General features: G+C 66.1%; 21 protein-coding genes and 1 tRNA gene. 12 read left to right on the top strand and 10 right to left on the bottom strand.

Features of this window, described 5'->3' with window-relative positions; translation table 11 throughout:
- Positions 1-105: 105 nt before the first annotated feature.
- The 3 genes from EV666_RS07245 to EV666_RS07255 all read left to right on the top strand — a co-directional run bounded on the left by EV666_RS07245 (position 106) and on the right by EV666_RS07255 (position 5324).
- Positions 106-1716 (top strand): AMP-binding protein, encoded by a 1611-nt coding sequence (locus tag EV666_RS07245; RefSeq protein WP_165909925.1) that lies wholly within the window; start codon positions 106-108, stop codon positions 1714-1716.
- Positions 1717-2223: 507 nt separating this feature from the next.
- Positions 2224-3390 carry a serine hydrolase domain-containing protein gene (locus tag EV666_RS07250; protein ID WP_132005285.1) on the top strand — a complete coding sequence of 389 codons (1167 nt, stop codon included), beginning with the start codon at positions 2224-2226 and terminating at the stop codon, positions 3388-3390.
- Positions 3391-3695: 305 nt separating this feature from the next.
- Positions 3696-5324 (top strand): ABC-F family ATP-binding cassette domain-containing protein, encoded by a 1629-nt coding sequence (locus EV666_RS07255; protein WP_132005288.1) that lies wholly within the window; start codon positions 3696-3698, stop codon positions 5322-5324.
- Positions 5325-5390: 66 nt separating this feature from the next.
- Here EV666_RS07255 and EV666_RS07260 read toward each other — a convergent pair whose 3' ends face one another.
- Both EV666_RS07260 and EV666_RS07265 read right to left on the bottom strand, forming a co-directional pair.
- Positions 5391-6611, bottom strand: a complete 1221-nt coding sequence (locus EV666_RS07260; RefSeq protein WP_132005291.1) for an ABC transporter substrate-binding protein — start codon at positions 6609-6611, stop codon at positions 5391-5393.
- 13 nt (positions 6612-6624) lie between these two features.
- Positions 6625-6879, bottom strand: coding sequence for a hypothetical protein (locus tag EV666_RS07265; protein ID WP_132005294.1), 255 nt, complete (start codon positions 6877-6879; stop codon positions 6625-6627).
- 37 nt (positions 6880-6916) lie between these two features.
- On the opposite strand from EV666_RS07265, the gene EV666_RS07270 reads away from it, so the two are divergent.
- A complete protein-coding gene (locus tag EV666_RS07270; RefSeq protein WP_132005297.1) occupies positions 6917-7765 on the top strand; it encodes a MetQ/NlpA family ABC transporter substrate-binding protein in 849 nt (282 codons plus the stop codon).
- A 13-nt stretch (positions 7766-7778) separates the two neighbouring features.
- Here the strand turns inward: EV666_RS07270 and EV666_RS07275 are convergent, their stop codons facing one another.
- The 4 genes from EV666_RS07275 to EV666_RS07290 form a co-directional block, all read right to left on the bottom strand.
- Positions 7779-8210 carry a cupin domain-containing protein gene (locus EV666_RS07275; protein WP_132005300.1) on the bottom strand — a complete coding sequence of 144 codons (432 nt, stop codon included), beginning with the start codon at positions 8208-8210 and terminating at the stop codon, positions 7779-7781.
- 156 nt (positions 8211-8366) lie between these two features.
- Entirely contained in the window at positions 8367-9572 is a 1206-nt protein-coding gene (locus tag EV666_RS07280; protein WP_132005303.1) for an acetyl-CoA acetyltransferase, read from the bottom strand.
- Positions 9573-9574: 2 nt separating this feature from the next.
- Positions 9575-11023, bottom strand: coding sequence for a hydroxymethylglutaryl-CoA synthase family protein (locus EV666_RS07285; RefSeq protein WP_132005306.1), 1449 nt, complete (start codon positions 11021-11023; stop codon positions 9575-9577).
- Between the two features lie 225 nt (positions 11024-11248).
- Positions 11249-12163 carry an SDR family NAD(P)-dependent oxidoreductase gene (locus tag EV666_RS07290; protein ID WP_132005309.1) on the bottom strand — a complete coding sequence of 305 codons (915 nt, stop codon included), beginning with the start codon at positions 12161-12163 and terminating at the stop codon, positions 11249-11251.
- Positions 12164-12698: 535 nt separating this feature from the next.
- On the opposite strand from EV666_RS07290, the gene EV666_RS07295 reads away from it, so the two are divergent.
- Entirely contained in the window at positions 12699-13961 is a 1263-nt protein-coding gene (locus EV666_RS07295) for a BaiN/RdsA family NAD(P)/FAD-dependent oxidoreductase (protein WP_132005419.1), read from the top strand.
- A gap of 350 nt (positions 13962-14311) precedes the next feature.
- Positions 14312-15505 carry a lytic murein transglycosylase gene (locus tag EV666_RS07300; protein ID WP_132005312.1) on the top strand — a complete coding sequence of 398 codons (1194 nt, stop codon included), beginning with the start codon at positions 14312-14314 and terminating at the stop codon, positions 15503-15505.
- A gap of 290 nt (positions 15506-15795) precedes the next feature.
- Here EV666_RS07300 and EV666_RS07305 read toward each other — a convergent pair whose 3' ends face one another.
- Positions 15796-17334 (bottom strand): acyl-CoA synthetase, encoded by a 1539-nt coding sequence (locus EV666_RS07305; protein WP_132005315.1) that lies wholly within the window; start codon positions 17332-17334, stop codon positions 15796-15798.
- Between the two features lie 314 nt (positions 17335-17648).
- Here EV666_RS07305 and EV666_RS07310 point away from each other — a divergent pair, with 314 nt between their 5' ends.
- The 6 genes from EV666_RS07310 to EV666_RS07335 all read left to right on the top strand — a co-directional run bounded on the left by EV666_RS07310 (position 17649) and on the right by EV666_RS07335 (position 24374).
- Entirely contained in the window at positions 17649-18437 is a 789-nt protein-coding gene (locus tag EV666_RS07310; RefSeq protein WP_132005318.1) for an enoyl-CoA hydratase/isomerase family protein, read from the top strand.
- A 62-nt stretch (positions 18438-18499) separates the two neighbouring features.
- On the top strand, positions 18500-19666 hold the full coding sequence (locus EV666_RS07315) for an acyl-CoA dehydrogenase family protein (RefSeq protein WP_132005321.1): 1167 nt from the start codon (positions 18500-18502) through the stop codon (positions 19664-19666).
- A 110-nt stretch (positions 19667-19776) separates the two neighbouring features.
- Complete coding sequence (locus EV666_RS07320; RefSeq protein ID WP_245514274.1) at positions 19777-20409, top strand: glutathione S-transferase family protein; 633 nt, start codon at positions 19777-19779, stop codon at positions 20407-20409.
- Positions 20410-20452: 43 nt separating this feature from the next.
- Positions 20453-21727, top strand: a complete 1275-nt coding sequence (locus tag EV666_RS07325; protein WP_207906351.1) for an acetyl-CoA hydrolase/transferase family protein — start codon at positions 20453-20455, stop codon at positions 21725-21727.
- Between the two features lie 85 nt (positions 21728-21812).
- On the top strand, positions 21813-22964 hold the full coding sequence (locus EV666_RS07330) for a CaiB/BaiF CoA transferase family protein (RefSeq protein WP_132005327.1): 1152 nt from the start codon (positions 21813-21815) through the stop codon (positions 22962-22964).
- Between the two features lie 384 nt (positions 22965-23348).
- Positions 23349-24374, top strand: coding sequence for a glycosyltransferase family 2 protein (locus tag EV666_RS07335; RefSeq protein ID WP_132005330.1), 1026 nt, complete (start codon positions 23349-23351; stop codon positions 24372-24374).
- Positions 24375-24376: 2 nt separating this feature from the next.
- Here EV666_RS07335 and EV666_RS07340 read toward each other — a convergent pair whose 3' ends face one another.
- The 3 genes from EV666_RS07340 to EV666_RS07350 form a co-directional block, all read right to left on the bottom strand.
- Positions 24377-25285 (bottom strand): glycosyltransferase family protein, encoded by a 909-nt coding sequence (locus EV666_RS07340; protein WP_132005333.1) that lies wholly within the window; start codon positions 25283-25285, stop codon positions 24377-24379.
- A gap of 85 nt (positions 25286-25370) precedes the next feature.
- Positions 25371-25766 carry a (R)-mandelonitrile lyase gene (locus EV666_RS07345; RefSeq protein ID WP_132005336.1) on the bottom strand — a complete coding sequence of 132 codons (396 nt, stop codon included), beginning with the start codon at positions 25764-25766 and terminating at the stop codon, positions 25371-25373.
- A gap of 226 nt (positions 25767-25992) precedes the next feature.
- A tRNA-Met gene (locus EV666_RS07350) sits at positions 25993-26069 on the bottom strand.
- Positions 26070-26292 lie beyond the last annotated feature (223 nt).

Consider the following 26292-nt stretch of genomic DNA (forward strand, 5'->3'; position numbering starts at 1 on the left):
CCTGCCTTGCCGGCCTCTTACCTTGCCGGCCTCTTGCCAGAGCCGCATCGCCGTTGCAGCTTCCCCGCGACAATGCGCGAAACGCGCCAACGACAGGGGAGCGCCATGACCATCTACCCGGACGACCCGGCCCGCTGGATTCTGCCTGAGGTCGCGGCGTTTCAGGCCCGGCAGCGGCCGGAGAAGACCTTCGTGCGCATGGTCGACGGCGACGCCATGAGCTTCGCCGAGGCCCATGCGGCCGGGGAGCTTGTCGCCGGTTTCCTGCATCATCTCGGCGTCGATCCTGGCGACCGGGTTGCCGTGCTGGCCCGCAACAGCCTTGACCTGATTCGCGCCTGGCTGGGCCTCGGCCGGCTGGGCGCCGCTTTCGTGGTGCTGAACACCGAGCTGAAAGGCGCCTTCCTTGAACATCAGCTGGTCAATTGCGCTGCCCGGGTCGCCATTGTCGGCGCCGACCTGCTGCCGGTCCTGATCGAGATCGCCCCGCGCCTGCCAAAACTTGAAACCGTGATTATCGCCGACCCGGACAGCGCCGAGGCGCCGGCGGACCTGGCCAGCGCTGGCTGGCGCGTCATCGACTTCGCCGGCTGGCGCGACGCCGAACGCTGGCAGGGGCCGACGCCCCGCGCCCATGACATCGCCGCGGTGATGTACACCTCCGGCACCACCGGGCCGGCCAAGGGCGTGCTGATGCCGCACGCCCACTGTTTCCTCTACGGCTACGGCGCCGCCGACAACCTCGCGGTGACGGCGGACGACGTCTATTACATCGTGCTGCCGCTGTTTCACGCCAATGGCCTGCTGATGCAGCTTTATTGCTGCCTGATCACCGGCGCGACCGCCGTGGTGCGTCGCCGGTTCAGCGCCACCGCCTGGCTGGACGACGTGCGCCGTTACGGCGCCACGATCACCAATTCGCTGGGGGTGGTCAGCGCCTTCGTCGTCGATACGCCGCCGCGCCCGGAGGACCGCGACCACAAGCTGCGGCTGATCCTGTGCGCGCCGAACCCGGCCGAGCACGTCCCCGTATGGCATGAGCGTTTTGGCGTGCCGGCGGTCAGCTCCGGCTTCGGCATGACCGAGAACAACATCATTTCCTGGGGCGGCGCGACCGACTCAAAGCCCGGCTCGGCGGGCAAACCCTATGCGCGCTTTTTCGAGGTGAGCATTCGCGATCCCGACACCGACGCGGAGCTGGGCCCGGGCCAGACCGGCGAAATCACCAGCCGGCCGAAGCTGCCGTGGACCATGATGGCCGGCTATCTGGGCCTGCCGGACAAGACCATGGAGGCCTGGCGCAATCTGTGGTTCCACACCGGCGACGCCGGCTACATTGACGAGGACGGCAACCTGTTCTTCGTCGATCGCATCAAGGATTGCATCCGCCGGCGCGGCGAGAACATCTCCTCCTGGGAGGTGGAGCAGGCGGTGCTGCGGCTGGAAGGCGTCGCCGAGGTCGCCGCCTACGCCGTGGCGGCGGACATCGCCGGCGGCGAGGACGAGGTGATGCTGGCGGTGGTCGCCGCCCCCGGCGCCCGGCTGACGCCGCAGCAGATCGCCGCCCACACCGACAGCGAAGTGCCCCGCTTCGCCCGCCCCCGCTTCATCGACATCGTCGCGGCCCTGCCAAAGACGCCCACCGAGAAAGTACGCAAGGCGGAACTGCGCAAGACGGGCGTATCAGCGGAGACGTGGGACCGGGAGAAAGCGTGACAAGCCATGAAACGGCGCCCCCGACGCCAGGACATGAGACGGCGGCGCCTCAGCGCCAGGGCATGAGACGGCGCCCCGGCGCCAGGGATAGCGCGCCCCGCCGCCCGCACCGCTACGCGGGACGGCAGGACGCCCGGGAACCGCAGCGGCGCCTCCCGCTGGCGGCGCCTCTCTCGCCCAGGTGTTTCCGGGAGCAGTCGGCCTCTCCCGCCCGGGCGGCGCTCTCGCCGGACCGCTTTTGGGAGCAGCGGCGCCTACCCGCCCGCAACAGCTTTCTCCGGGGCCGGCCAGTCCCGGGTGATGCCGCCGCCTTCCCTTCTAGCCGCCTTCCTCGCCGGCGCGGGCGGCGCGGTCGCGAACGCCCCGCTCCAGTATCCACCCCAGTATACGGAGCCGCACACGCAACAGTGAATGGCGGGTGTTGCGGATGATACTTACAACCATGTCGCGCAGATCAGCGTGCGCACAACTTATATTGCCTAATATTACGGCAAATGGGAGAGCGGCATGGGAGCGGACATCGTCGCGCCAACGCAGGCGCAGTTACAGGGCCTGGTCCAGACCTTTCTGGATAACCAGCCAAATGGCCTCGGCTTCGTGATCGGCTACGCGGGAGAGAACTTCAGCGACATCTTCTACGCCGGAAACCTCGCTAACCAGGCTGGACAGTCGCTGCCGCTGAACGGCGGCGCGCCGTTTGAGCTGGCCTCGGTCAGCAAGACCTTCACCGCCACGCTCTACGCCCTGCAAATGCAGGCGCAGTCGAACCCGGATCTGACGCTCGGCCAGTTCCCGCTCGGCATCGGCGGACAGTTCGCCGATATTCCGATCACCAGCCTGGTCACCTACAGCTCGGGCCTGCCGCAGGACAACGAGACGGACGCTTACGACAGCCCGCCTTACCTGCCCATGCCTTACGGCGTTCCCGGCATGCTTGGCTATCTGGTCTCCACGTCCATGACGCCGAAGCCGCCGAATGAGCGCTACACCTATTCCAATCTCGCCTTTGGCCTCATGGGCGGCGCGCTGGCTCCGCTGCTGGCCGGCAATGGCCAGAACTTCCAGCAACTGATGACCGAAAACGTTTTCAGTCCGCTCGATATCTACGCCATCTTCTTCGACAACATCCGGCTGAACAGGCTGCCGCTTGGTTATGCCTATTCGGGCTCCAGCCCCAGCCCCGCCCAGCCAGGCTGGGAGCTGTTCCCGGCTTACAACGGCGCCGGCGGCATCGTGGCGACGCCCAATGACATGATGCAATGGCTGAAATTCAACATGGGCCTGATTGTCCACGATACGCTGACGCCGCTGCTGCCCAGCCTGCAAAGCCCCGCCACCCAGGTAACCACGCCCTGGGGCGACAACCTCGGCCTTGGCTGGTTTCTCACTCCGGCCGACAACGCCGACTTCCCAACGGTCTGGAAAGACGGCGGATTGCAGGGTTTCAATAGCTACATCGCCTTCCTGCCAAGCGACGCGCCGGGGAAGCAGGCGTCCGTCGCCGGCTGCTTCGTGCTGACCAACTCCGATGGCCTTTATGGCGGAGCGGACAACAACACCGAAATCTGCGCCGCCATCGCCAACGACGTGCTCTATTACATGCAGGGCCTGACGCCCCCCGCCGACAAGGTTGGCTATCCGCGCACCACGCCCAGCCGGCCGATCTCCCGCTAGAGCACGCCCGCCAGAACCGGATCACAGGACATGCGCCATATTTCAAGGTGGCGCATGCCTTCATGAAGCATGGGGTCCGGTTTTATCGAAAGCGTCCTGCCCTCGCGCTGCGTTTCCTCGTCCCGCCGGCGCAATGGTGGTTCCGTACAGGCGCAACATGTTCTAACACCCGCGCGAAGAGCTGAACGCGATCCAGTCAAACCAGGACCGGAACCATGTCAGTCTCCCTGATTTGACGCATGGCAGGCGACGCGGCCCTCCGCTTCGACCGTACATGCTTTTTTTTTTGCGCGCGCAGGGTCCCCATGATTCGTCTCGACAATATCAGCAAGCAGAACGGCGAGCGGTTGCTCTATGTGGAGGCGTCCGCCGCGCTGAACCGGGGCGAGCGCATCGGGTTGGTGGGGCCTAACGGGGCCGGGAAAACCACGCTGTTCCGCATGATCACCGGCGAGGAGCCGCCGGATGAGGGCGCGGTGGCGGTCGATCGCGGCGTCTCCATTGGCTATTTCAACCAGGACGTGGGCGAGATGGCCGGCCGCAGCGCCGTGGCCGAGGTGATGGACGGCGCCGGGCCGGTGAGCGAGGTCGCCGCCGAAATGCGCGAACTGGAAGCCGCCATGGCCGACCCGGACCGGGCCGACGAGATGGACGCCATCATCGAACGTTACGGGGAGGTCCAGGGACGCTTCGAGGAGCTGGACGGTTACGCCCTCGACGCCCGCGCCCGCGAGGTGCTGGCTGGCCTCAGCTTCACCCAGGAGATGATGGACGGCGACGTCGGCAATCTCTCCGGCGGCTGGAAGATGCGCGTCGCCCTCGCCCGCATCCTGCTGATGAACCCGGACGTCATGCTGCTCGACGAGCCGAGCAACCATCTGGACCTCGAGAGCCTGATCTGGCTGGAAGGCTTCCTGCGGAATTTCGAGGGCGCCCTGCTGATGACCTCGCATGACCGCGAGTTCATGAACCGCGTCGTCAACAAGATCGTCGAGATCGATGGCGGCGCCCTCACCTCCTATTCCGGCGACTATGAATTCTATGAGCAGCAGCGGGCGCTGAAGGAAAAGCAGCAACAGGCGCAGTTTGAGCGCCAGCAGGCCATGCTGGCCAAGGAGATCAAGTTCATCGAGCGCTTCAAGGCGCGCGCCTCGCACGCCGCCCAGGTGCAGAGCCGGGTGAAGAAGCTCGACAAGATCGAGCGCGTCGAGCCGCCGCTGCGCCGCCAGACCGTGCGTTTCGAATTCCCGCCGGCGCCGCGCTCGGGCGAGGAAGTGGCGTCGCTGAGGGGCGTTGACAAGGCATACGGGGCGCGCCGCATCTACGACGGGCTCGACTTCGTTGTGCGCCGCAAGGAGCGCTGGTGCGTGCTCGGCGTCAACGGCGCCGGAAAGTCCACCCTGCTGAAGCTTGTCGCCGGCGCCTCGGAGCCGGACGCCGGCCAGGCCGCGATCGGCAGCGCCGTGAAGATGGGTTATTTCGCCCAGCACGCCATGGATGTGCTGGATGGCGAGCGCACCGTGTTCGAGACGCTGGAGGACGCCTTCCCCCATGCGGGCCAGGGCTCGCTGCGCACGCTGGCCGGCTGTTTCGGCTTTTCCGGCGGCGACGTGGAGAAGAAATGCCGCGTGCTCTCCGGCGGCGAGAAGGCGCGGCTGGCCATGGCGCGGATGCTGTATGATCCGCCGAATTTCCTGGTGCTCGACGAGCCGACCAACCACCTCGACCTCGCCACCAAGGAAATGCTGATCGAGGCGCTGGCCGATTATGAAGGCGCCATGCTGATCGTCTCGCACGATCGCCGCTTCCTCGCCGCCCTCTCCAACCGGGTGCTGGAGCTGACGCCGGACGGCGGCGTGCATCAGTACGGCGGCGGCTACACCGAATATGTCGCCGCCACCGGCCAGGAAGCGCCGGGCCTGCACGCGGGTTGAGGGCGCGCGCGACCGGGGAGCCCCCCGGACAGCATGGGGGCCGGCCCCGATCAGGAAATCAGCGGATCAAATCTTGCAACCACCCTGGTCCAGCGGCCGGATAATATCGGCGGCCTTGAGGCGGGTCCTGATGGCGTAGTAGTCCCACGGCGCCTTGCTGTCCGCTGGTTTCTTGACCTCGGCCAGGAACAGGTCATTCATCAGGCGGCCATCCTTGCGGACACTGGCCCCTTCCGCGAACATGTCATTGACCGGCAGGGACTTGATGGTTTCCGCAACCTTGACGCCGTCATCGGTTCCGGCCGCCTGGACAGCCCGCAAATAGGCGAGGACCGCGCTGTAAACGCCGGCGTGAACATGGTCCGGCGGCGTGCCGCCGGAAAGTTTCCGGAACCGTTTGTCGAACGCCCGGGTATCGTCATTGCGGTCCCAGTAGAAGCCTGTGACCACGCGCAGGCCCTGCGCCGTCTGAAGGCCAAGGCTGTGAACGTTGGGCAGATAGAAGGTCGTCGCCGCCAGGTTTTGTCCCTGTTGGGTCAGACCGAACTCCGCCGCCTGCTTGATGGCGTTGATGGTGTCCGGCCCGGCGTTGGCCAGGGCCACCACATCCGCCTTCGACGCCTGCGCCTGAAGCACGAAGGATGAAAAGTCCGTTCCATAGAGCGGATGACGCACAGAACCGACGACCTGGCCGCCCATATCGGCGACAAGTTTCTTCATCTGCCCTTCCATGGAATGACCGAAGGCGTAATCGGCCGCAAGGACGAACCAGGTTTTGGCGCCCACCGCCACATTGCCTTTGGCCAGGGCGCGGGCAATGGCATAGGTGTCATACAGCCACATGAAACCAGTCGGCGAGCAGTCCGCGCCGAAAATCCGGTCTGTCGCCGATCCCACGTGCATGACGACCTTGCCCCGGTCGCGCGCCAGGGCCTGCACCGCGAGCGACACGGCGGAGTTGCCGATATCGGCGATCATATCGACCTGCCCGGTTTCATACCATTGACGCGCGACGCCGGAACCCACATCCGCCTTGTTCTGATGATCGCCGACCACGAGTTCGATCTTTGCGCCATGGACAGTTGGGCCAAAATCCTCGAGGGCCAGGCGGGCTGCGTACACAGAACCAGGTCCGGTGACATCGGACGCAGGACCGACCTGGTCGTTAAGAACGCCAATCCTGACGACATCGCCGGATATGGACGCTGCATTCCCGACGCTTGCGCCCACCATTCCCATAACCGCGAGGCAGCTCGCCGCGAGCAGCCTTCTCCTCCACCTTGCCATGTCTCCCTCCCTGTTATTGACCGTTTAGTTCTCTTATGACCAAACGGTAAGTTTTGCCATGAAACCTGTCAATGAAGGGATTGCGCCCCTCCAACGTCATGCGTTGTTTCAGCACCCTGGATTGCTGCGCGCCAGACGCGGAGCATTGCACGCCGCAGCGCAGGCGGCGCCCGTTCGCCTGAAATTGTTCTACATCATCGGGAAATTTTGAAACAATGTGCGGGCGCTGACAGATAATTTGAAAAAATATCCATAGCAATACTGACATAATCCTCACGTCTCCATGTCGGCAACGGATATCATTCATGCGGATCAACCAAAAAAGACGGACGTTTGTTCTGAGTTTACTGCTGTCCGCACCGGTAATATTTTTCTCTGCACTGGCGTCCGCGGGGCCAGTCGCGGACCAGACGAAAAAAGAACTGAAGTTCGGCTTCGTGCCCGGCCCCTACGAGGACACCTTCCGCAAAGGCATCGAGCCCATACTGGCAAAACAGGGCTACCGCATCAGATACTACAGCTTCAGTTCAGGACTGGAGGCCAATAACGCCGTCTTCACGGGTGACATCGACGCCAACATTATGCAGCACTCGGTGTTTCTGGAGGCTTACAACCAGCGCAACAGGACCGACCTTGTTGGCATCGTGCATGTGCCGACACCGCCCATGGGCCTGTATTCGCGCAAATACAGGACCACCGCCGACGTTCAGGCTGGCTCTCGGGTCGTCGTTCCCAACGATCCGGTGAACCTGGAGCGGGCGCTCAAGATTCTGGCCGGTCTTGGCTGGATCGGGTTGAAGCCGGCCGCCAACCCGATTGACGTTACGGAGCTGGATGTCGCCAGCAACAGCAAGGGCGTGAAGATCACGCCGCTGGAATCCGCCCAGGCTCCGCGCGCGCTTGAAGACGTGGAGCTGGCGGCCGTTCAGGGCAACTTCGCCATTTACAGCGGCCTGAAGCTGACGGACGCCCTGGCGCTGGAGAAGATGACCCTTCCGTATGTCAATGTCGTCGCCGTAAGGAAGCAAAACGTCGACGTTCAATGGGCAAGGGATATCACATCCGCTTACAAATCACCGGAGTTCCAGCAGACTATCCGCAATGACCGTTTTTACGACGGCTTCCGCCTGCCGGACTACTTCAGCAAGTCATAACATCACCCGCGCATCAATGCCCTGGATGCAGCACGGTGTTGCCGCCGGGGCCTTCGATCTGGTCAATCACCAGCAGTTTGACCGCGTCAGCGCCCACATTGCGGGCGTGATGCCACTGGTCGATCATTTCGATGACGACATCGCCCGTTCGGTAAGTCGCGCTGGCGCCGGTCGCGGCGTTGGTCACCTCCAGCGTTCCACCCTGCACCACCGCGTAGCGCGCGAACGGGTGCTTGTGGACCGGCAGCCTGGCGCCCGGCGCGATGTCGTAGGTGGAGACGACGACGCGCACGTCTTTCTGCGGCAGGGTAATCGGCTGGCCGGAGGCGGTTTCGGTCTTCTCCGCCAGCGGTCTGATGGTGACGGCCTCCAGCGCGCCAGCGGTGGACGACGCCAGCAGGCAGGCCGTCGCGGCGCCCACCAGACACGATGTAAATCTGCCCATTCATGCCCCCCGGCAAACCAGAACGCTGGACGATCTCACCGCACTGTTTCACTGGCAAGCCGTCCATAAATGCAGAAATCCGGCTCCTGATTTTGCAAAAGAAAAGGCGGCCCCCGAGGGGGCCGCCTTTCGCGTTATCCGGAGCTGACGAAAGCCTCAGCCCTCGTAACGACCGACGATGGAGATCGAGCAGACGTTCTGGTGCGGGAAGCCGCCGAGGTTGTGGGTCATACCGATGCGCGGGGTTTCCTGGCGCTGGCGTTCGCCGGCGCGGCCGAGCATCTGCAGATACATCTCATAGATCATCCTGAGGCCCGAGGCGCCGATGGGATGACCGAAGCACTTCAGTCCGCCGTCGATCTGGCATGGCAGCTGGCCGTCGGCGTCATAGAAGCCGTCGAGAATGTCGCGGATGGCTCCCCCTTCCGGCGACAGATACAGGTCTTCCATGGTCACCAGTTCGGTGATCGAGAAGCAGTCGTGCACCTCGACCAGGCTGACCTCGTCGCGCGGCTTCTCGATGCCGGCCTCCGCATAGGCGCGCTTGGCGGCGATGCGGGTGGTGGCGAAGTGGCTGCCGTCCCACGAGTTGTGCTGGGCTTCCGAGCCGTTGGACACGGCCAGCTGCAACGCCTTGACGGTAATCAGGTCGGTCTTGCCGAGGCTGCGGGCGATCTCCGGCGTGGTGACGATGGCGCAGGCCGAACCGTCGGACACGCCGCAGCAGTCATACAGACCCAGCGGCTCGGCGATCATCGGCGCCTTGAGCACGGTGTCGATGTCGATCCTGTTGCGCAGGTGCGCCTTCGGGTTCCTGGAGCCATTGTCGTGGCTCTTGACCGAAACGTGCGCCATGGCGCGCTTCAGGTCTTCCGGCGAGGCGCCGTGCTTGGCCCGGTAGGCGGCGGCGAGCTGGGCGAAGGAGCCGGGAGCCGAGAGGTTCGGCCAGGTCATGTTGTTGACCGTGCCGCGACCGCGCTGCGGCAGGCCGCCGTAGCCGGTGTCCTTCAGCTTCTCGACGCCGAGGGCCAGGGCGATGTCCGCCGCGCCGGAGGCCACGGCGTAGACCGCGCCGCGGAACGCCTCGGTGCCCGAGGCGCAGAAGTTCTCGACGCGCGTCACGGGAATGAACGGCAGGCGCAGGGCGACGGCGAGCGGCACCGCCGACTTGCCGACATGCTGCTCCTCGATGCCGGTGCCGAGCCAGGCGGCGTCGATCTGCTTCGTTTCGATGCCCGCGTCAGACAGCGCCTCGACATAAGCCTCGACCATCAGGTCCTCGGCGTTCATGTCCCAGCGCTCGCCGAACTTCGAGCAACCCATGCCCAGAATGGCGACCTTGTCGCGAATGCCCTTGGCCATGATCAGTTTCCTCCCGCGGCGACAGGCGCCGCTTTCCAGAAGTATCGGCGGAAGCCGCGCTGGTTATCAATGTCTTTCACACGGAACATCATGCGCATGTTGCGCCCGACCTCGAGATCCTTCTCGTCGACGTCGGTGAAGTCCATCATCCAGCGGCCGCCTTCTTCGAACTGGATCATACCGTAGCAGGCCGGCGGATCAGGCGAATAGGTCAGGCGGTCGGCGGTGTAGGAGTTGATCCGGCCGGTCTTGTCGGCGAAGGGCTCCGGCTTCTGGGTGTCGACAGCGCCGCAGTTGGGGTTCACGCAGATGCGGCTGATCGGATATTGCAGCGTGCCGCACTTCTCGCATTTGCCGCCGGTGAAGCTGGTGACGGCGCCGCGGTTGCGCCACATGGCCGAAAGGGCCGTCAGCTTGTCCGCCTCGGAGCGCATGCCGCGCTCGATCTCGACCACATCGTTAAAAGCGAGGAACTTGTTGTAATTGGTTTCCTCGCGGCGGCGGGCCAGATGGCCGGAGACGCCAAGGCGGCCGGTCTTCTTTTCATTGGCCGGCGTCACCTCGAACAGCATGACGTCGACGCCCTGGCCGAAACCGACGACCAGGATGCGCTCGCCGGCCTTCGCCTGCTCCAGGGCGTGCACCAGCATCACCAGCGCGTGGGCAGCGCCAGTGTCGCCGCACACGGCCGAGAGATTGTCGCGCACGGCGGCTTCCGGGATTCCGGCCTTCTTCGCCATGGCGTTGGCCAGCTTGGGCAGCACGGCCGGCATGACGAAATGGTTGATGTCGGCGGGCGTCAGGCCAGCCTTGTCGAGCGCCGCCTTGATGGCCGGCGGCACGATGGTCATGTAGCCGGCGTCGCGGATCCAGCGCTCTTCCCAACCATAGTCCGTGCCGGAATCGATGGTGCGGAAGTGGTCGACGAAATCGGCGGAGCGGGTGGCGGAGGCCAGCAGCTTCGCCACGGGCTCGCCTTCGCCAATCAACAGCGCGGCGGCGCCGTCGCCGGTCTGCATCTCCAGCGGGCTGGCGGCGTTGGAATCGCGCTTCTCGGCGGCGGCGACCAGGGTCTGGCCACGGCTGTTCAGGGCCTGCAACAGCGCCGTCGTGCCGGCGCGCTGGGTGCCCGAGATGTCGTTGGAGGCGGTGCTCTCGTCGAGATTGAGGGCGCCCGTCACCACGCCGGCGTTGAGGCGGTCGAGGAAGGGAAAGGTCGTGGAGGCCAGCGTCACGGCGGTGACGCCGTCGCGGTCATGGCCAACCAGCGCGTCGCGGGCGGCCTCGACAGCCATGGTCACCGGGTCCTCGTCCCAGTTGGCCATGGCGCGTTCGCCCTTGCCGAGCCCCTTCAGGGCGGCGTTGAACCAGGAGTTGGCGTCCGCGATGACCTTGCGCTGCAGGCGAAGGCGCGGAACGTACGCTCCGTAAGACAGAATTCCGAATGTCATGACGTCTCCTGCCGGGCCTGGCGTTCTCGCCAGGGTCATGGAGCGCGTTCGTTCCAGGCGTATCGCAAACGCGCCCTGTCTTTTTGATCTTCGGCGTTTTCCCTGATGGAAAACGGCGTCGGCCGGCTCATGGATGAGCATGGCCCGCGTTATTTGCCGGCGCGCCGGAAATCATCCCGGCGCGCCATATTCCCTCTGGCGCGGCGTTGGCGCCAGAAGCAACGGTCAGACCGGATCCCAGCCGAAGATGTCGGCGGAGCGGTCGAGCGGGTAGAACGACGACTTCAGCGCCGGCAGGGCGTGCTCGGCGATGGAGTGGGCCGTCCAGCCCTCCGAGCGCTGCATGCCGCGCAGCGGGCGCGACTGGCCCATCAGGAAGATTTCGTTCATGCGCACGGCGAAGATCTGGCCGGTGACGTCCTTCGCGAGCTGGTCGCTGGCGAGGAAGACGGCGAGCGGGGCGATCTTCTCCGGGCCCATCTGCTTCATGCGCTCGACGCGCTGGCGCTCGGCCTCGGTCTCCGCCGGAATGGTGCCGATCAGACGGCTCCAGGCGAACGGCGACACGCAGTTGGAGCGCACGTTGTAGCGCGCCATGTCGAGGGCGATGGACTTGGAGAGGCCAACGATGCCGAGCTTGGCGGCGGCGTAGTTGGACTGGCCGAAGTTGCCGATCAGGCCCGAGGTCGAGGTGAAGTGAACGAAATTGCCGCTGTTCTGCTGGCGGAAGTACTGGGCGGCGGCGCGCGAGGTGTAGAACGAGCCGAGCAGGTGCACCTTAACGACCGACTCAAAGTCGTGGACGCTCATCTTGTGGAAGATGCGATCACGCAGGATGCCGGCGTTGTTGATGACCGAGTCGATGCGGCCCCACTTGTCGACGGCGTCCTGCACCATCTTCTCGGCCTCGCCAGGCTCGGCGACCGAGCCGCCGTTGACGATGGCCTCGCCACCAGCGGAGCGGATGATGTCAACGACTTCCGCGGCCGGGCCCGCATCGGCGCCCTCGCCTTCCGGATCGGCGCCGAGGTCATTCACCACGACCTTCGCGCCTTCTTTCGCCGCCAGAATGGCGATCTCACGACCAATGCCGCGGCCGGCGCCGGTAACCAGGACGACCTTACCGTCAAGACAACCCATGAGCGCTTCTCCTCGTGAATGCTGATGACTTTCGCCAGGCATGTGTCCCAAAACGCCGATATCCCAAACACCCGGAACCCAAAACGCATGCAGGCGCGAACAGGGGCGCTTGTGCGCCACGCTGGACATTCATTGGCATGGGAGAAAGAAGCAAGTCAACGCATGCGAAATCGAGTTTCGCAATTGTATGACGCATGGCTCCGCCCCGCAGGGGCGGCAGGCGCCATGCGCCCACGCCTCCGGCGCCCGCCGCCGCGCGTCCCCAGACCGGAAAACGCGGTTTTTACAGCGGCTTGACGGGTTGCCCGATCCAGCCCCACCGGCCGTGAAGAACCACGGTGGCGCTGGCCACCGTCGCGGCTGATGACAATCCGGATGCGCCTTTCATCAGCCAGCGGGCGTCGCCCTGACGGTTCAGTTCGGGCTGATCATACCCTATACGGAGCAACGCCGCCCCCCCGCCGGCGCGAAGGACCCCGCCTTGACCGCTTCCGCCCCGCCCCCGCACGCCCGCCCCCCGGAAACCCCTCTGACCATGGACGCCGTGCAGGCAGACGTTCTGGTGATTGGCGCCGGCGCCGCCGGCATGATGTGCGCCATCGAGGCGGCTAAACGCGGCCGGCGCGTGCTGGTCATCGACCACGCGGCGCGGCCTGGCGAGAAAATCCGCATCTCCGGCGGCGGGCGCTGCAATTTCACCAACGTCAACGCGGCGCCGAAGAATTATCTGTCGCAGAATCCCTCCTTCTGCATTTCCGCCCTGCGCCGCTACGGCTGGCGGAACTTCGTGCGGCTGGTCGACGAGGCCGGCGTCGCCTGGCATGAAAAGACCCTGGGGCAACTGTTTTGTGACGGCTCCGCCACGCAGATCGTTGATCTGCTGACCGGCCGCCTGCGCCAGCACGGCGCCCGCCTGATGCTGGCCACCGCCGCCAGCGACATCCGCCACACCGCGGACGGCTTCACCGTGCGGCTGTCGCCGGCCGCGAAAGTCGCCGGCAAGGCCGCCCAGGGCGGCGGCGCGGCGTCCGGGTCGGCCGCCCCGGTTCAGTTCAGTTGCGCGTCGCTGGTGATCGCCAGCGGCGGCAAATCGATTCCGAAGATGGGCGCGACCGGCTTCGCCTTCGAGGTGGCGGCGCAGTTTGGGCTGAATGTGATCGCGCCACGCCCTGGCCTCGTGCCCTTCACCCTGGCGCCGGAGCAGCTGGCGATGCTGGCGCCTCTGGCCGGCGTGGCGGTGGACGCGGTGGTGAGCCACACGTCGCCAGCGGGGCGCAAGACCAGCTTCGCCGAGGCGCTGCTGTTCACGCACCGGGGCCTGAGCGGGCCAGCCATCCTGCAAATCTCGTCGTACTGGCGTGAGGGCGACGCCATCACGCTGTCGCTGGCGCCAGGCGTCGATGTGTTCGCCGCGCTGAAAGCGGCGCGCGCCGCCAACGGTCGTCAGGCCCCGCAAACCGCCCTGGCCGAATTCCTCCCCCGACGGCTCGCCCAGGCGATCGTCGAGATGCAACCGGGCCCGGAGCGGCTGGCTGATTGCAGCGACAAACACCTGCGGGCGCTCGACGCGGCGGTGAACGCCTGGAGCATCCGGCCCAATGGCACGGAAGGCTACCGCACGGCGGAAGTGATGCTCGGCGGCGTCGACACCAGCGAACTGGACCAGAAGACCATGGCGGTGAAAGCCGTTCCCGGCCTGTATTTCATCGGCGAGGCGGTGGACGTCACCGGCTGGCTCGGCGGTTACAATTTCCAGTGGGCCTGGGCCTCGGGCTGGTGCGCCGGCCAGGCGGCGTGACAAGCGGCGTGACAAGCGCCTGGGATGTGACGAGATCAACCCTGACCTGATCGACAGAAATACCTGCATCGATCACAGGTTACGGCAGCCCGGGCGCGACATCCCGCAGGCGCCTGTTAAATTTCCGACAACGAAAAACCGCTCACCCGGCGCTTCCTGTTTTCCTTATTTTCAACAAATATCGAAGCATAAATCATGCGCATGTGAGAGTTTTACATAAACAAATTAAATATTACAACAATCAACACCGAAATCCCAGACATCCAGAATCTGCATCAACACTCCGGAAACCACACCTGAGTCAAAATCGCCTGCGAAAGTGATTCGCACACCGACGACGGGAGACCTTTATGAAGCGCGCCGCCGCCCTGCTGGCCACGACCCTCGCCGCCTCCACCCTCGCTGGCGTTGGCGCCGCCTCGGCCAGCTACCAGTCGTGCGTGGCGGGCCTCAAAAGCCAGCTGGTTTCAGCAGGCATCGACTCCAGCCTCGTCAACGCCGCCCTCAACCAGTCCACGCCTGACGAGAAGGTGCTGCGGCTCTCCAAGGTGCAGCCCGAGTTCAAGACGCCGATCTGGGATTATCTGGGCTTTCTCGTTGACGAGCAGCGCGTCGAGGAAGGCCGGGCGATGATGCGCAAATACGCCAACGCCCTCGCCGCGGCTGAAAAGCGCTTCGGCGTCGACCGTTATTACATCGCCGGCGTCTGGGGCGTCGAAACCGATTTCGGCCGCGAAACCGGCTCCAGCTATCTGCCGCACGCCCTGGCCACCCTGGTGTGCGAGGGCGGCAAGCGCACCAACTTCTGGCGCACGGAACTCACCGCCGCCCTCAAGCTGGTGCAGCGCGGCGATCTGAAGCTGGACGAACTGTATGGCTCATGGGCCGGCGCGTTTGGCCAGACCCAGTTCATTCCCACCACCTACCAGCGCCTCGCCGTGGACATGGACGGCGACGGACGGCGCGACCTGGTGAAGTCCGCCGCTGACGCGCTCGGCTCCACCGCCAATTATCTGCGCGCCTCCGGCTGGCGCACCGGCCAGCCGGTGATGGCCGAAGTCATCCTGCCAGCGGGTTACAGCGGCCCGACCGGCCGCACCAATCGCGTGCCGGTTTCCCGCTACGCCGCCCTTGGGGTGAAGCGCGTCGACGGCCGGGCAATCTCCGGCGACCTGCCTGCCGGCCTGCTGCTGCCGGCCGGCCGCAACGGCCCCGCCTTCCTCGTCTACAAGAACTTTGACGCCATCTACGCCTATAACCGCGCCGAGTCCTACGCGCTGGCCATCTCTTATCTGGCCCAGCGCATGGCCGGCGGGCAGCGCCTCGCCGGCCAGTGGCCGACGGACGATCCGGGCCTGTCGCGGGCACAGCGCCTGCACCTGCAGCAGTTGCTGGTGGCGAAGGGGTTTGACATCGGCGGCCCGGCTGACGGCAAGATCGGCCCTGCCTCCCGCTCCGCCATCGCCCAGGTGGAGCGTCAGCTCGGCATGCCGGAAACCGGCCGCGCCGGCATGAAGGTCTACCGGGCGCTCGGCGGCCGCTAACACGCCTTTCGCGCCTCCCTGCCGGCAAAGCCGCGGCGGCTTCGCTGGAACCACCCTACAGGGCGCCCCTCCAGGGATGCCCTGGATGCTCCATGTCCAGCCACGTCTTCAGATGGATGAGTTTGAAGCCCGCGCTGGTCTTCAGCCCGTCCCGGCATGCGGTCGAAGCCGGCGCGGGCGAACGGCAGCGCGCGCCCGGCGCGCCGCCACAAGATCGTTTCCCGCCTTGTTCCGCCGCCAGCGCCCCACAATGCTGCAGAAGCCTGACAGCAGAACCGGCGGCAATGCGCTCAGACCGCGCGGCCGGCGTTCTGCCAGTAGGGCTCGCGCAGCTTGCGCTTGAAGATCTTGCCGCTGTCTTCACGCGGCAGGTCCTCGCGAATCTCGATGCGCTTCGGCGCCTTGTAGTCGGCGATATGCTTGCGCAACTCGGCCCGCAACGCCTCCGGGTCGAGCGTGCGCCCTTCCAGCGGCTGCACCAGCGCCAGCAGCGCCTCGCCCATTTCCGCATCCGGCACGCCGAAGACGGCGCAGTCGCGCACGCCGTCGAGCGACGCCAGCACGGATTCGATCTCCGCCGGATAGATATTGACGCCGCCGGAGATCACCATGTCGCGGATGCGGTCGCAGATATAGAGATAGCCGTCGTTGTCGAAATAGCCGACGTCGCCGCAGGTGATCAGCCCTTTGCGGTCGATCTCGGCCCGCTTCTCCGGCAGGTTGTGGTAGGTGAAATCCGGGTAGAAGCCGATGCGCATGAAGATCTCGCCGCGCTCGCCGGCGGGCAGCGCATTGCCGTTCTCATCCTGCACCTCGACGATGGAGCCCGGAATCGGCTTGCCGACCGTGCCCTTGTGGGCCAGCCATTCCTTGCTGTCACAGAACACCACCGGCCCTGATTCCGTGCCGCCGTAGTATTCGTGGACGATGGGGCCAAACCAGCCGATCACCGCCTCCTTCACGTCCGGCGGGCACGGGGCGCCGGCGTGAATGACGAATTTCAGCGACGAGACGTCGTACTTCGCCCGCACCTCCGCCGGCAGCTTGAGCATGCGCACGAACATGGTGGGCACCAGCCACAGGTGCGTGAGCTTTTCGCGGTCAATCAGCGCCAGCAACTGCTCGGGATCGAACTTCGGCAGGCAGACAAACAGCTCGGCAAGGCGCACGGCGCGCAGCGAGAAGGCGTTCGGCGCGCTGTGATACATCGGCGCGGCGACGGCGGTGCGCATGCCCTGCTGCAGGCCATAGACCAGATCGCGCATCTGCTCGACCCTGAGGCGGTCTTCCGCGCTGGCCGGACGGCGGCGCACGCCCTTGGGGTGGCCGGTGGTGCCGGAGGTATAAATCATGCTGTCGGCGGCCGGGGCGGGCGGGCCTTCCTGCGGCGCGTGCCGCGCCAGCAGTTCGTCCCACACCAGGGCGCCGGGCGTCGGGGCCAGCAGCTCCGCCGGCACGCGGCAGGCGGCGGCGATCTCCGGCGTGGTCGGAACCTGGATCACCGTGACGCCATCCGGCACGGCGTCGTCGAGGCCGCGCAACAGATCGGCGTGGGCGACCAGCACGCGGGCGCCGCAATCCTCGAGGATGTAGCGCACCTCCTCGGACTTGAAGTGCCAGTTCACCGGCACGGCGTAGGCGCCAAGACGCTGGGCGCCAAGGCTGGCTTCAAGGAAGGGCGCGTCATTGCGCATCAGCACCGCGACGCAATCGCCGTTGCCGACGCCGAGCGTCGCGAATGCGCTGGCGGCGCGCCGCAGGCGCTCATCAAAGGTCGCCGCGTCATGGATGACGCCGCCGCTTACAATGCCGTTCGTCAGGCCGGTCATGTGTTTCCTGTCCCATCCCATCGTACAGCGCGCGCCCGAAGCCCCAGGGCGGCGCCTCTCCTGCGACCTGGCCCGTTGTCCGCGCGGACAATTCGCCCGCCAGAAAACGCCCCAGGGGCGGTCGCTTGCGCTTTCATTCGCAATGCGAAATAAAGTTTCGCAAAGTCGGTGGCGCACTTTAGCCAAACCAGCCTGAATGTGGAGAGGGGTTTTCTGGCCCTGCCATTCCGTCAGGACATGACGGAACCTGATGCGGCGCGCAACGACGCAGACAAGGCGAGACATGGGCCGACGCGGCCCCAACGGAGGACGTCATGGGAGATGCGGTTCAGCAGGATGCGGTGCTCGTGGAACGCCGGGGGCATATCGCCATCGTGCGACTCAATCGCGAGGAAAGCCGCAACGCCCTGCAGCCAGCGATCAAGGCTGGCCTGCAAACCCACATCCCCGCCCTGATGGCTGACCCCACCGTGCGCGCGCTGGTGCTGACCGGCACGGGCAAGGCGTTCTGCGCCGGCGGCGACATCCGCGACATGCAGGAGCGCGGCGGCCCGGCGATCCGCGCCCGTCTGCAGCGCTCCCATTCCTGGGCCGAACGCCTGCTGGCCGGCGAGAAGCCGGTGATCGCCGCCGTCAACGGCGCGGCGGCGGGCGCCGGCCTGTCGCTGGCGCTGCTGTGCGATATTGTGCTGTCGTCGGACACGGCCTTCTTCAAGGCGGGTTTCCCCGGCCTCGGCGCCGTGCCTGATCTGGGGCTGGCCCTGACCCTGCCGCGCGCTGTCGGCCAGGCCCGGGCGCGCGACCTGCTGCTGACCAACCGCCGGGTCGAGCCCGACGAAGCGATGGCGATGGGCATCGTTTCGCGCGTCATTCCCGATGGCAAGGTGCTGGAAGAGGCCATCAGCCTGGCGGAAGAGCTGGCGGAGGGGCCCGCCGTGTCGCTGGGCCTGACCAAGACCATGCTCAACAACGCCTACAGCCACATCGACGACTTCCTGGCCTTTGAGGCCATGGCCCAGGCGATCGCCTTCGACAGCAAGGAATTCGCCGAGGGCGTCAGCGCCTTCCTGGAGAAGCGCAAGGCGCGGTTCTCCGAAGTCTGACCAACACGGGCGCCGGCCGCGCCGGCGCCCCAGAAGCACGCGGCGGGATCGGGGAGGACGGCATGGATTTTGCGCTGACGCCAGAACAGGAAGCTATCCGCGACGCGGTCACGGACATCGCCAGCCGGTTTGACGACGCCTACTGGCTGGAGAAAGACAAGGCCGGCGGATTCCCGTTCGAGCTGCACAAGGCGTTCGCCGACGAAGGCTTCCTGGGGATCTGCATTCCCGAAGAATACGGCGGCTCCGGCCTCGGCATCACCGAGGCGGCGATCATGATGCAGGCCATCAGCCAGTCGGGCGCCGGCATGTCCGGCGCCTCGGCGGTGCACATGAACATCTTCGGCCTCAACCCGGTGGTGGTGTTCGGCACGGACGAACAGAAACGCCGCATGTTGCCGCCGCTGGTGCGCGGTGAGGAAAAGGCCTGCTTCATGGTGACCGAGCCGGACGCCGGCCTGAACACCACGCGGCTGAAAACCCGGGCCGAACGGCGCGGCGACCACTACATTCTCAGCGGCAAGAAAATCTGGATCTCGACCGCCCAGGTGGCCGAAAAGGCGCTGATCCTCGCCCGCACCACGCCGATCGAGGAGGTTCGCCGGCCCACCGACGGGCTCAGCCTGTTCTATACCGACGTCAACCGCGATTACGTCGAGATCCGCGAGATCGACAAGATGGGCCGCAAGGCCATCGACTCCAACCAGGTGTTCCTCGACGGCCTGCCCGTGCCGGCCGCCGATCTGATCGGCGAGGAGGGCAAGGGGTTCGACTACATCCTGCACGGCCTCAACCCCGAGCGCATCCTGATCGCCTCGGAGGCGATCGGCCTTGGCTTCGTCGCCCTGGAGCGGGCCACGGGCTATGCGAAGGAGCGGGTGGTGTTCGACCGGCCCATCGGCCAGAACCAGGCCATCCAGCATCCGCTGGCGGAAAGCTGGATGCAGCTTGAGGCGGCGCGGCTGATGACCATGAACGCCGCCTGGCGCTATGACAGCGGCCTCTCCTGCGGGGCGGAGGCCAACAGCGCCAAATATCTGGGCGCCGAGGCCGGCTTCAAGGCCTGCCAGACGGCGGTGATGACCCATGGCGGCTTCGGCTATGCCCGCGATTTCCATGTGGAGCGCTATCTGCGTGAGGTGATGATCCCGCGCATCGCGCCGATCAGCCCGCAACTGATCCTGTGCTTCATCGCCGAAAAGGTGCTGGGGCTGCCGAAATCCTACTGACCGGGCGGCAGCGGCCTGCTTTTCGTGAAGGTCATGCGCCGGACAAAGGGCGGGGGCATCTCCTGTGAACAGCGGGCATGCTCCCGGGAGATGAAGAACAGGAGAACAGCGTGAGCCAGAAACCTGAAGTCACCCTCTATCACTGGCCCCACTCGCGTTCGGCCACCACACTGGAGCTGATCGAGGAGTTGGGCGCGCCCTACCTTCTCGAAGTGATCGACATCACCAAAGGCGTGCAGAACGAGCCGGCGTTCCTGGCCATCAACCCCATGGGCAAGCTGCCGACGGTGAAGGTGGGCGATGCGGTCATCACTGAACAGGTGGCGATCTTCATCTACCTGTCCGACCTGTTCCCCGAAGCGGGACTGACGCCGGCCATCGACGATCCCCTGCGCGGCCCGTGGCTGCGCTGGCTGGTGTATTACGCCGCCTGCTTTGAGCCGGCGATGATGGACAAGGCGCTGAAGCGCGAAGCGCCGCAGAAGATGTCCTCGCCCTACGGCAGTTTCGACCTGGTGATGGAGACGGTGCGCGGGCAGATCGGCAAGGGCCGTTATTTCCTTGGCGAGCGCATGACCACCGCCGACGTGCTGTGGGCCTCGGCCCTGGGCTGGATGACCTCCTTCGGCGTGGTCGAGAAGACCCCCGCTATCGCCGGCTACCTGGAGCGCGTTGGCGATCGCCCCGGCGCCAGACGCGCCGCCGCGATCAACGAAAAGATTCTCGCCGCGCACGCCTCCTGACCCCTGCGCCACACCAGACCGCAACCTGTCTCACGGAACCATCATGCCCATGCCCGCCCCGATCTCCGCCAGCGCCCTTGACCTGAAGGGGCTGATCCGCCCTGGCGATACGGTCGTCATCGGCCAGGGCACCGGAGAACCCACGGCGCTGACGGAAGCGCTGGCGGCGCAGGCGGGCGACATCGGGCCGGTGCGGGTGTTTCTTGGCGCCCTGTTCTCACGCACTTTCGCGCCGGACGCCGCGCCCAACCTGTCGTTCACCGGCTATGGCGGCATCCAGCAGGCCGGCGCGCTGGCCCGCGCCCGCCGGCTCGATCCGGTGACCACCCATTACAGCCAGCTGCCTGGCCTGTTCGACAACGACTTCCAGCGCGCCGACGTGGTGATGATGCAGCTCAGCCCCGGCCCGGACGGCCGGGCGCCGTCGCTGGGGATGATTTCCGACTATCTGGCCGCCGCCGCCCGCAAGGCGCGGGTGGTGATCGCCCAGCTTAACGGCCTTGCGCCCTGGACGTTCGGCGCGGAACTGCCCAACGACGTGCGCATCGACGTCTGCGTGGGCGATGACCGCGAGCCGGTAATCCTGGCGCCGGCGAAGGTGGGCCCGACCGAAGAAGCCATCGCCGCCCATGTCGCCGGGCTTGTGCCGGACGGCGCGGTGATCGAAATCGGCATCGGCGCCATGCCGGACGCCATCCTGTCGGCGTTGAAGGGCCACCGCGACCTGGGCTTCCATTCCGGCATGATCAGCGACCGTACGGTGGATCTGATCGAAGCCGGCGTCATTACCAATGCGCTGAAGCCCTATGATACGGGAGCCTCGATCGCCGGCTGCCTGTTCGGCGGGCGGCGGCTGTTCGATTTCGCCCACGACAATCCGGCGTTGCAGATGCGGACGCCGGACTATACCCATGGCTTCGCGGCGCTGGCGCGGCTGCCGAAGTTCACCGCCCTCAACTCGGCGGTGGAGGTCGATCTCACCGGCCAGGTCAACGCCGAGGTTGTCGGGGGCGCCTATGTGGGCGCCATCGGCGGCCAGGTGGATTTCGTGCGCGGCGCCATGGCCGCGCCGGGCGGCCGTTCGATCATCGCCCTTCCGGCGACGGCGAAGGGCGGCGCGGTGAGCCGCATCGTGCCCGCCCTCTCCGGTCCGGTGACGACGGCGCGCGGCGACGCCGACACCTTCGTCACCGAGTTCGGCGTGGCCGAGTTGCGCGGCCAGTCGCTGGCGGAGCGGGCCCGGCGGATGATCGCCATCGCCCACCCGGATTTGCGCGACGGCCTGACGCGCGCCGCGCAGCCGCTGTTCCAGGGCTGACGGCGCGCCACGGCGCCCGCCGCCCGGTTTACGCCTGGCGCTGGCCCCATTTTGTTTTCGTATCGAACCAACAGGACAAGACATCATGAGCGGACCCCTCGCCGGCCTGCGCGTCGTAGAAATGGCCGGCATTGGCCCGGCCCCCATGGCGGCCATGCTGCTGGCCGACCTCGGCGCCACCGTCATTCGCATTGAACGCCAGGCGCCGACCGGTCTTGGCGTGCCGCGCCCGCCGAAATTCAACCTGCTGAACCGCAACCGCCACTCGGCCTCCTTCGACCTGAAGAGCAAGGAAGGCATCGACGCGACGCTGGAGCTGATCGAACAGGCGGACGCGCTGATCGAAGGCTTTCGCCCCGGCACGATGGAGCGTCTCGGCCTTGGCCCGGATGTCTGCCTCGCCCGCAATCCCAAACTCGTCTATGGCCGCATGACCGGCTGGGGCCAGGAAGGTCCGCTGGCCAAAATCGCCGGCCATGACATGAACTATCTCGGCCTTACCGGAGCCTTGGCCGCCATCGGCCGCAAGGATCAACTCCCCTCGCCGCCGCTGAACCTGGTCGCGGACTATGGCGGCGGCGCGCTGTACCTGGCGTTCGGCGTGGTGTCGGCCATCCTCTCGGCCCGCCAGACCGGCGAGGGCCAGGTGGTGGACACCGCCATGGTCGACGGCGCCGCCTCGCTGATGCTGTCAGCCTATGGCCTGCACGCCGCCGGCCTGTACAGCGACAAGCGCGGCGACAATATCCTCGACTCCGGCGCCCCCTGGTACGACGTCTATGAATGCGCCGATGGCGGGCTGCTGGCCGTCGCGCCCATCGAGCAGAAGTTCCGCGACGAATTCTACCAGATCCTCGGCATCAACCGCGCCAGCCTCGGCGACGACGACGACAAGGCCAACTGGCCAGCCGTGCGCGAGGTGTTGACGGCGAAGATACGGGAAAAGACCCGCGCCGAATGGGAGAAGGCTTTCGAAGGCTCGGACGCCTGCGTCTCGCCGGTGCTGGACATGGCCGAAGCGCCCACGCATCCGCACATCGCGGCGCGCGGCACCTTTATCGAGATCGACGGCGTCAGCCAGCCCGGCCCGGCGCCGCGCTTCAGCCGGACGGTTCCCGCAAAGCCGACCGGCCCCGAACTGCCTGGCGCCGGCACCGAAGCGGCGTTGGCCGAATGGGGTTTTTCGGCGGAGCGCATCGCCGACATGAAAGCGCGCGGCGTCGTCGGCAATCGCTGACGCGCAGCGACGCCGCCCTTCCCCACGCGCCACGGCGCCCTGCCGGACAAAACTGCGCCACGTCATGCCCGCGCCTGTCGCGGGCATCCACGCGGCGCACGTCTGCCAGATTGCAGATGATTGCAACGGCGTTATCGCAGGGGCTGCGCTGGTCAGGCCATGCCCTGGCGGGGTTTCGGCCCTGACGCCTGACGCCGGCAAGAGCTGGCGCTGGCAAGACCGACACCAGCAGGACGCGCGCCGGCAAGACTGCCGCCGTATCCGGCTTTGAGCCGCGCTTTGCAGGTATGGTCCGGGAACGCTATTGAAGCATTCCCGGAAATCTCCGGGCCGTGACGTCCGCCCTGTGGCAGGCTTCCAGGCCCGGAACGCGGCAAGGCGCCCATGACAGAAGCCTCCCAAGACTCCGCGGCCTCCCAGGTTTCCCCTGCCTCCGCCGCCAGCCGCCAGGCTCCAGCCCGGCTCGATGTCGTCATCGTCAACTGGAACTCCGGCGCGCTGCTGGCTGACTGCCTGGATGCGCTGGGCCGCAGCACGATCGCCAGCGCCCTGCATGTGTTCGTCGTCGACAACGCCTCGCACGACAGTTCCTGGCGCGCGGCGGAGGGCGTGCGTCCGCTGCGCGTTACACTGATCCGCAATGCGGACAATCGCGGGTTTGGCGCGGCCTGCAACCAGGCGGCGTTCGCGGGAAACGCTCCCTACGTCCTGTTTCTCAACCCGGACACCCGCGTCTTTCCCGAAACGCTGGAGAAAGCGCTGGCGTTTATCACCAGCCCGTTCCAGGGCGGACCGCCGCCCGGGATCGCCGGGGTGCAACTTGTTGACGACAGCGGCGAAGTTCAACGCACCTGCGCCAACGCGCCGTCGGCCGGTCGTCTGCTCGGCCGGGCGCTGGCCCTCGACAAGGTCGCGCCCCGACTGGTCACGCCGCATTTCATGACGGAATGGGACCACCGCGACACCCGACCCGTGGCCCAGGTGATGGGCGCCTTCCTGCTTGTCGAACGCCCGCTGTTCCAGCAGCTCGGCGGCTTCGACGAGCGGTTCTTCGTTTATTACGAGGATCTGGATCTGTGCGTGCGCGCCGCAACCGCCGGACGCACGGTGGCCCACGACGCTGGCGCCCAGGTGTGGCACCAGGGCCAGGGAACGACCGCGCAGGTGAAGGACAGGCGCCTGTTCTATATCTGGCGCAGCGAGGTCCTGTTCGCGGCGAAGCACTATGGCCGGGCCGTGGCCTGGAGCCTGCTGGCGGCGCAATTACTGGCCCAAACACCGCTGCGCGTGGCCCAAACCCTGGCGCAGCGACGGCGGAGCGAATGGCGCCAGGTGCTGCGCGGCGCCGGCATGTTGCTGGGCGACCTGCCAACGCTTGCCGGGAAAATCAGGGACGCGGCGCGGCGCTGAGCTCAGTTTTCGGGCGCGTCAGCGGGCGGGCCGAGATGGCCGCGCAGACCGTCTGCGGCGGCCTTCAACAGCCGGCGGGCCACGGCAAGATCATAGCGCTGGTCACGCCAGTACAGCAGGCACTGGGCGGGCAGGTAGATCACCTGGCGGGCCCGGAAACCGCGCGGCAGGTGCCGAAGGCGCAATCCATAGACATTGTTGCGCACGTAGGTGGCCATCCGGAACAGCTTCTGGCGCGGCATGCGCACGGCGCCAGCGCGGATTTGTCCCTCCCCCACCGTATGCGGCATGGTCTGGCGCGGATCAAGCCAGATGGAAAAACCGGCCGCCCACGCCCGGAAGCACCACTCCAGATCGACCGCATCTATGAAATAATCGTCCCGGAAGCCGCCAACCTGGCGAAACACAGCAATATCGAGAAGCGAGCCGGATGTGGCCAGAAAGTCCACTGGCGTCGCGCCTGCGGTCCCGTCCTCCCCGGCGCGCCGGAACACCCGTGGAGCCTTGTAGCTCTCACCCGTGGGCGTCACCATCAGCGGCCCGACGATGGCGGGGAACGCGCCCGCGAGCACCAGCTTCTCCCGCGTGGCGGCGAGCGCGGCGACCATCCCGGGCCCCGGCCGTGAATCCTGATCGAACAGGCAGATCGCCTCGAAGCCAGCCAGCGCGGCGGCGAGCGCAAGCAGGTTGAGCGCCGTGGCGATGCCAAAATTGACCGGAGATTCGATCAGTTCAACCCTCGGCGCCAGCGTCCGCAGCTCCTCCCGCAACGCGCCATCCAGCCGACCGTTCACGAACAGAAAAATACGCCCCACATCCGGCGCGACGGCATCGATCAGCCGGAGCAAACGATCTCGCTGCGGGCCAAACAACACAACGCCGGCTGCGATGCGTCCAGCCCCAGCCCCCATTCGCGCTCCCGTCGCGTTGCCTGCGTTCATGCCAGCCTGGGTCTTCATGAAAGCGCCATATCAGATCGGGCCGGCGCGCGCCGCTTCACCCCTCATACTGGGCGTCGCTCACATGTTCCAGCCAGGTCACCGCACTGCCATCCACCACTTCCTGAATGGCGGTATGGGTCATCGCAACGTGGGGCGCGGCCCCATGCCAATGTTTTTCTCCTGCAGGAAACCAGACAACGTCACCGGGGCGAAGCTCCTCCACCGGTCCCCCCTCACGCTGGGCGCGGCCAACGCCGGCGGTGACGATCAGCGTCTGTCCGGCCGGATGCGTGTGCCATGCGGTGCGCGCGCCTGGTTCGAAGGTAACGCTGGCGCCAGCGACACGCCCGGGGGCCTCCGCCGTGAACAGCGGATCGACGCGCACGACGCCGGTAAACCATTCTCGTGGTCCCCGGGTCGACGCGTTGGCGCCGGCTCGCGTGATCTTCATGATCTGTCCTCCCCTGCAACACGTGGCTATCGGCCAAAGCTCTGGCGTGGATTGGCCAGCCCGCAAAAGCCCGCCGCGTCTCCAACTGATCGCCATTCCTGTGGAGTATATGTGGCGGCATGCCCAGCCGCGAGGTCCAATCTGACCGTTGGTCACACGCATGCGCATTGGCTTTGAAAAAGCAAAAACCCCCGTCCGCGTGGAGCGGACGGGGTTTTAATTGTATTGGTTGCGGGGGCTGGATTTGAACCAGCGACCTTCAGGTTATGAGCCTGACGAGCTACCGGGCTGCTCCACCCCGCGGCAATTGTTGGAAGCTTTGGGGGGCATCCCGGTTTATGGTTGCCATTTCCGCTTCGCTTCACGGGGCGGCTGCTCCACCCCGGGTCGATTTTGAATGATTTGCCATTTCCCGGATGCAGGCCGGGAAGTTTTCATCGTGAGGAGTGTTATCTGTCATTTGCGGGCCCGGCGACGACCTACTCTCCCGGGTCTTGAGACACAGTACCATTGGCGCTGGGGAGTT

This window comes from Camelimonas lactis (genome assembly GCF_004342915.1).
Classification (GTDB): domain Bacteria; phylum Pseudomonadota; class Alphaproteobacteria; order Rhizobiales; family Beijerinckiaceae; genus Camelimonas; species Camelimonas lactis.

Coding starts and splice junctions, on each gene's coding strand:
- EV666_RS07245 (WP_165909925.1), top strand. CDS start 106: ATGACCATCTACCCGGACGACCCGGCCCGCTGGATTCTGCCTGAGGTC.
- EV666_RS07250 (WP_132005285.1), top strand. CDS start 2,224: ATGGGAGCGGACATCGTCGCGCCAACGCAGGCGCAGTTACAGGGCCTG.
- EV666_RS07255 (WP_132005288.1), top strand. CDS start 3,696: ATGATTCGTCTCGACAATATCAGCAAGCAGAACGGCGAGCGGTTGCTC.
- EV666_RS07260 (WP_132005291.1), bottom strand. CDS start 6,611: ATGGCAAGGTGGAGGAGAAGGCTGCTCGCGGCGAGCTGCCTCGCGGTT.
- EV666_RS07265 (WP_132005294.1), bottom strand. CDS start 6,879: ATGTCAGTATTGCTATGGATATTTTTTCAAATTATCTGTCAGCGCCCG.
- EV666_RS07270 (WP_132005297.1), top strand. CDS start 6,917: ATGCGGATCAACCAAAAAAGACGGACGTTTGTTCTGAGTTTACTGCTG.
- EV666_RS07275 (WP_132005300.1), bottom strand. CDS start 8,210: ATGGGCAGATTTACATCGTGTCTGGTGGGCGCCGCGACGGCCTGCCTG.
- EV666_RS07280 (WP_132005303.1), bottom strand. CDS start 9,572: ATGGCCAAGGGCATTCGCGACAAGGTCGCCATTCTGGGCATGGGTTGC.
- EV666_RS07285 (WP_132005306.1), bottom strand. CDS start 11,023: ATGACATTCGGAATTCTGTCTTACGGAGCGTACGTTCCGCGCCTTCGC.
- EV666_RS07290 (WP_132005309.1), bottom strand. CDS start 12,163: ATGGGTTGTCTTGACGGTAAGGTCGTCCTGGTTACCGGCGCCGGCCGC.
- EV666_RS07295 (WP_132005419.1), top strand. CDS start 12,699: ATGGACGCCGTGCAGGCAGACGTTCTGGTGATTGGCGCCGGCGCCGCC.
- EV666_RS07300 (WP_132005312.1), top strand. CDS start 14,312: ATGAAGCGCGCCGCCGCCCTGCTGGCCACGACCCTCGCCGCCTCCACC.
- EV666_RS07305 (WP_132005315.1), bottom strand. CDS start 17,334: ATGACCGGCCTGACGAACGGCATTGTAAGCGGCGGCGTCATCCATGAC.
- EV666_RS07310 (WP_132005318.1), top strand. CDS start 17,649: ATGGGAGATGCGGTTCAGCAGGATGCGGTGCTCGTGGAACGCCGGGGG.
- EV666_RS07315 (WP_132005321.1), top strand. CDS start 18,500: ATGGATTTTGCGCTGACGCCAGAACAGGAAGCTATCCGCGACGCGGTC.
- EV666_RS07325 (WP_207906351.1), top strand. CDS start 20,453: ATGCCCATGCCCGCCCCGATCTCCGCCAGCGCCCTTGACCTGAAGGGG.
- EV666_RS07330 (WP_132005327.1), top strand. CDS start 21,813: ATGAGCGGACCCCTCGCCGGCCTGCGCGTCGTAGAAATGGCCGGCATT.
- EV666_RS07335 (WP_132005330.1), top strand. CDS start 23,349: ATGACAGAAGCCTCCCAAGACTCCGCGGCCTCCCAGGTTTCCCCTGCC.
- EV666_RS07340 (WP_132005333.1), bottom strand. CDS start 25,285: ATGGGGGCTGGGGCTGGACGCATCGCAGCCGGCGTTGTGTTGTTTGGC.
- EV666_RS07345 (WP_132005336.1), bottom strand. CDS start 25,766: ATGAAGATCACGCGAGCCGGCGCCAACGCGTCGACCCGGGGACCACGA.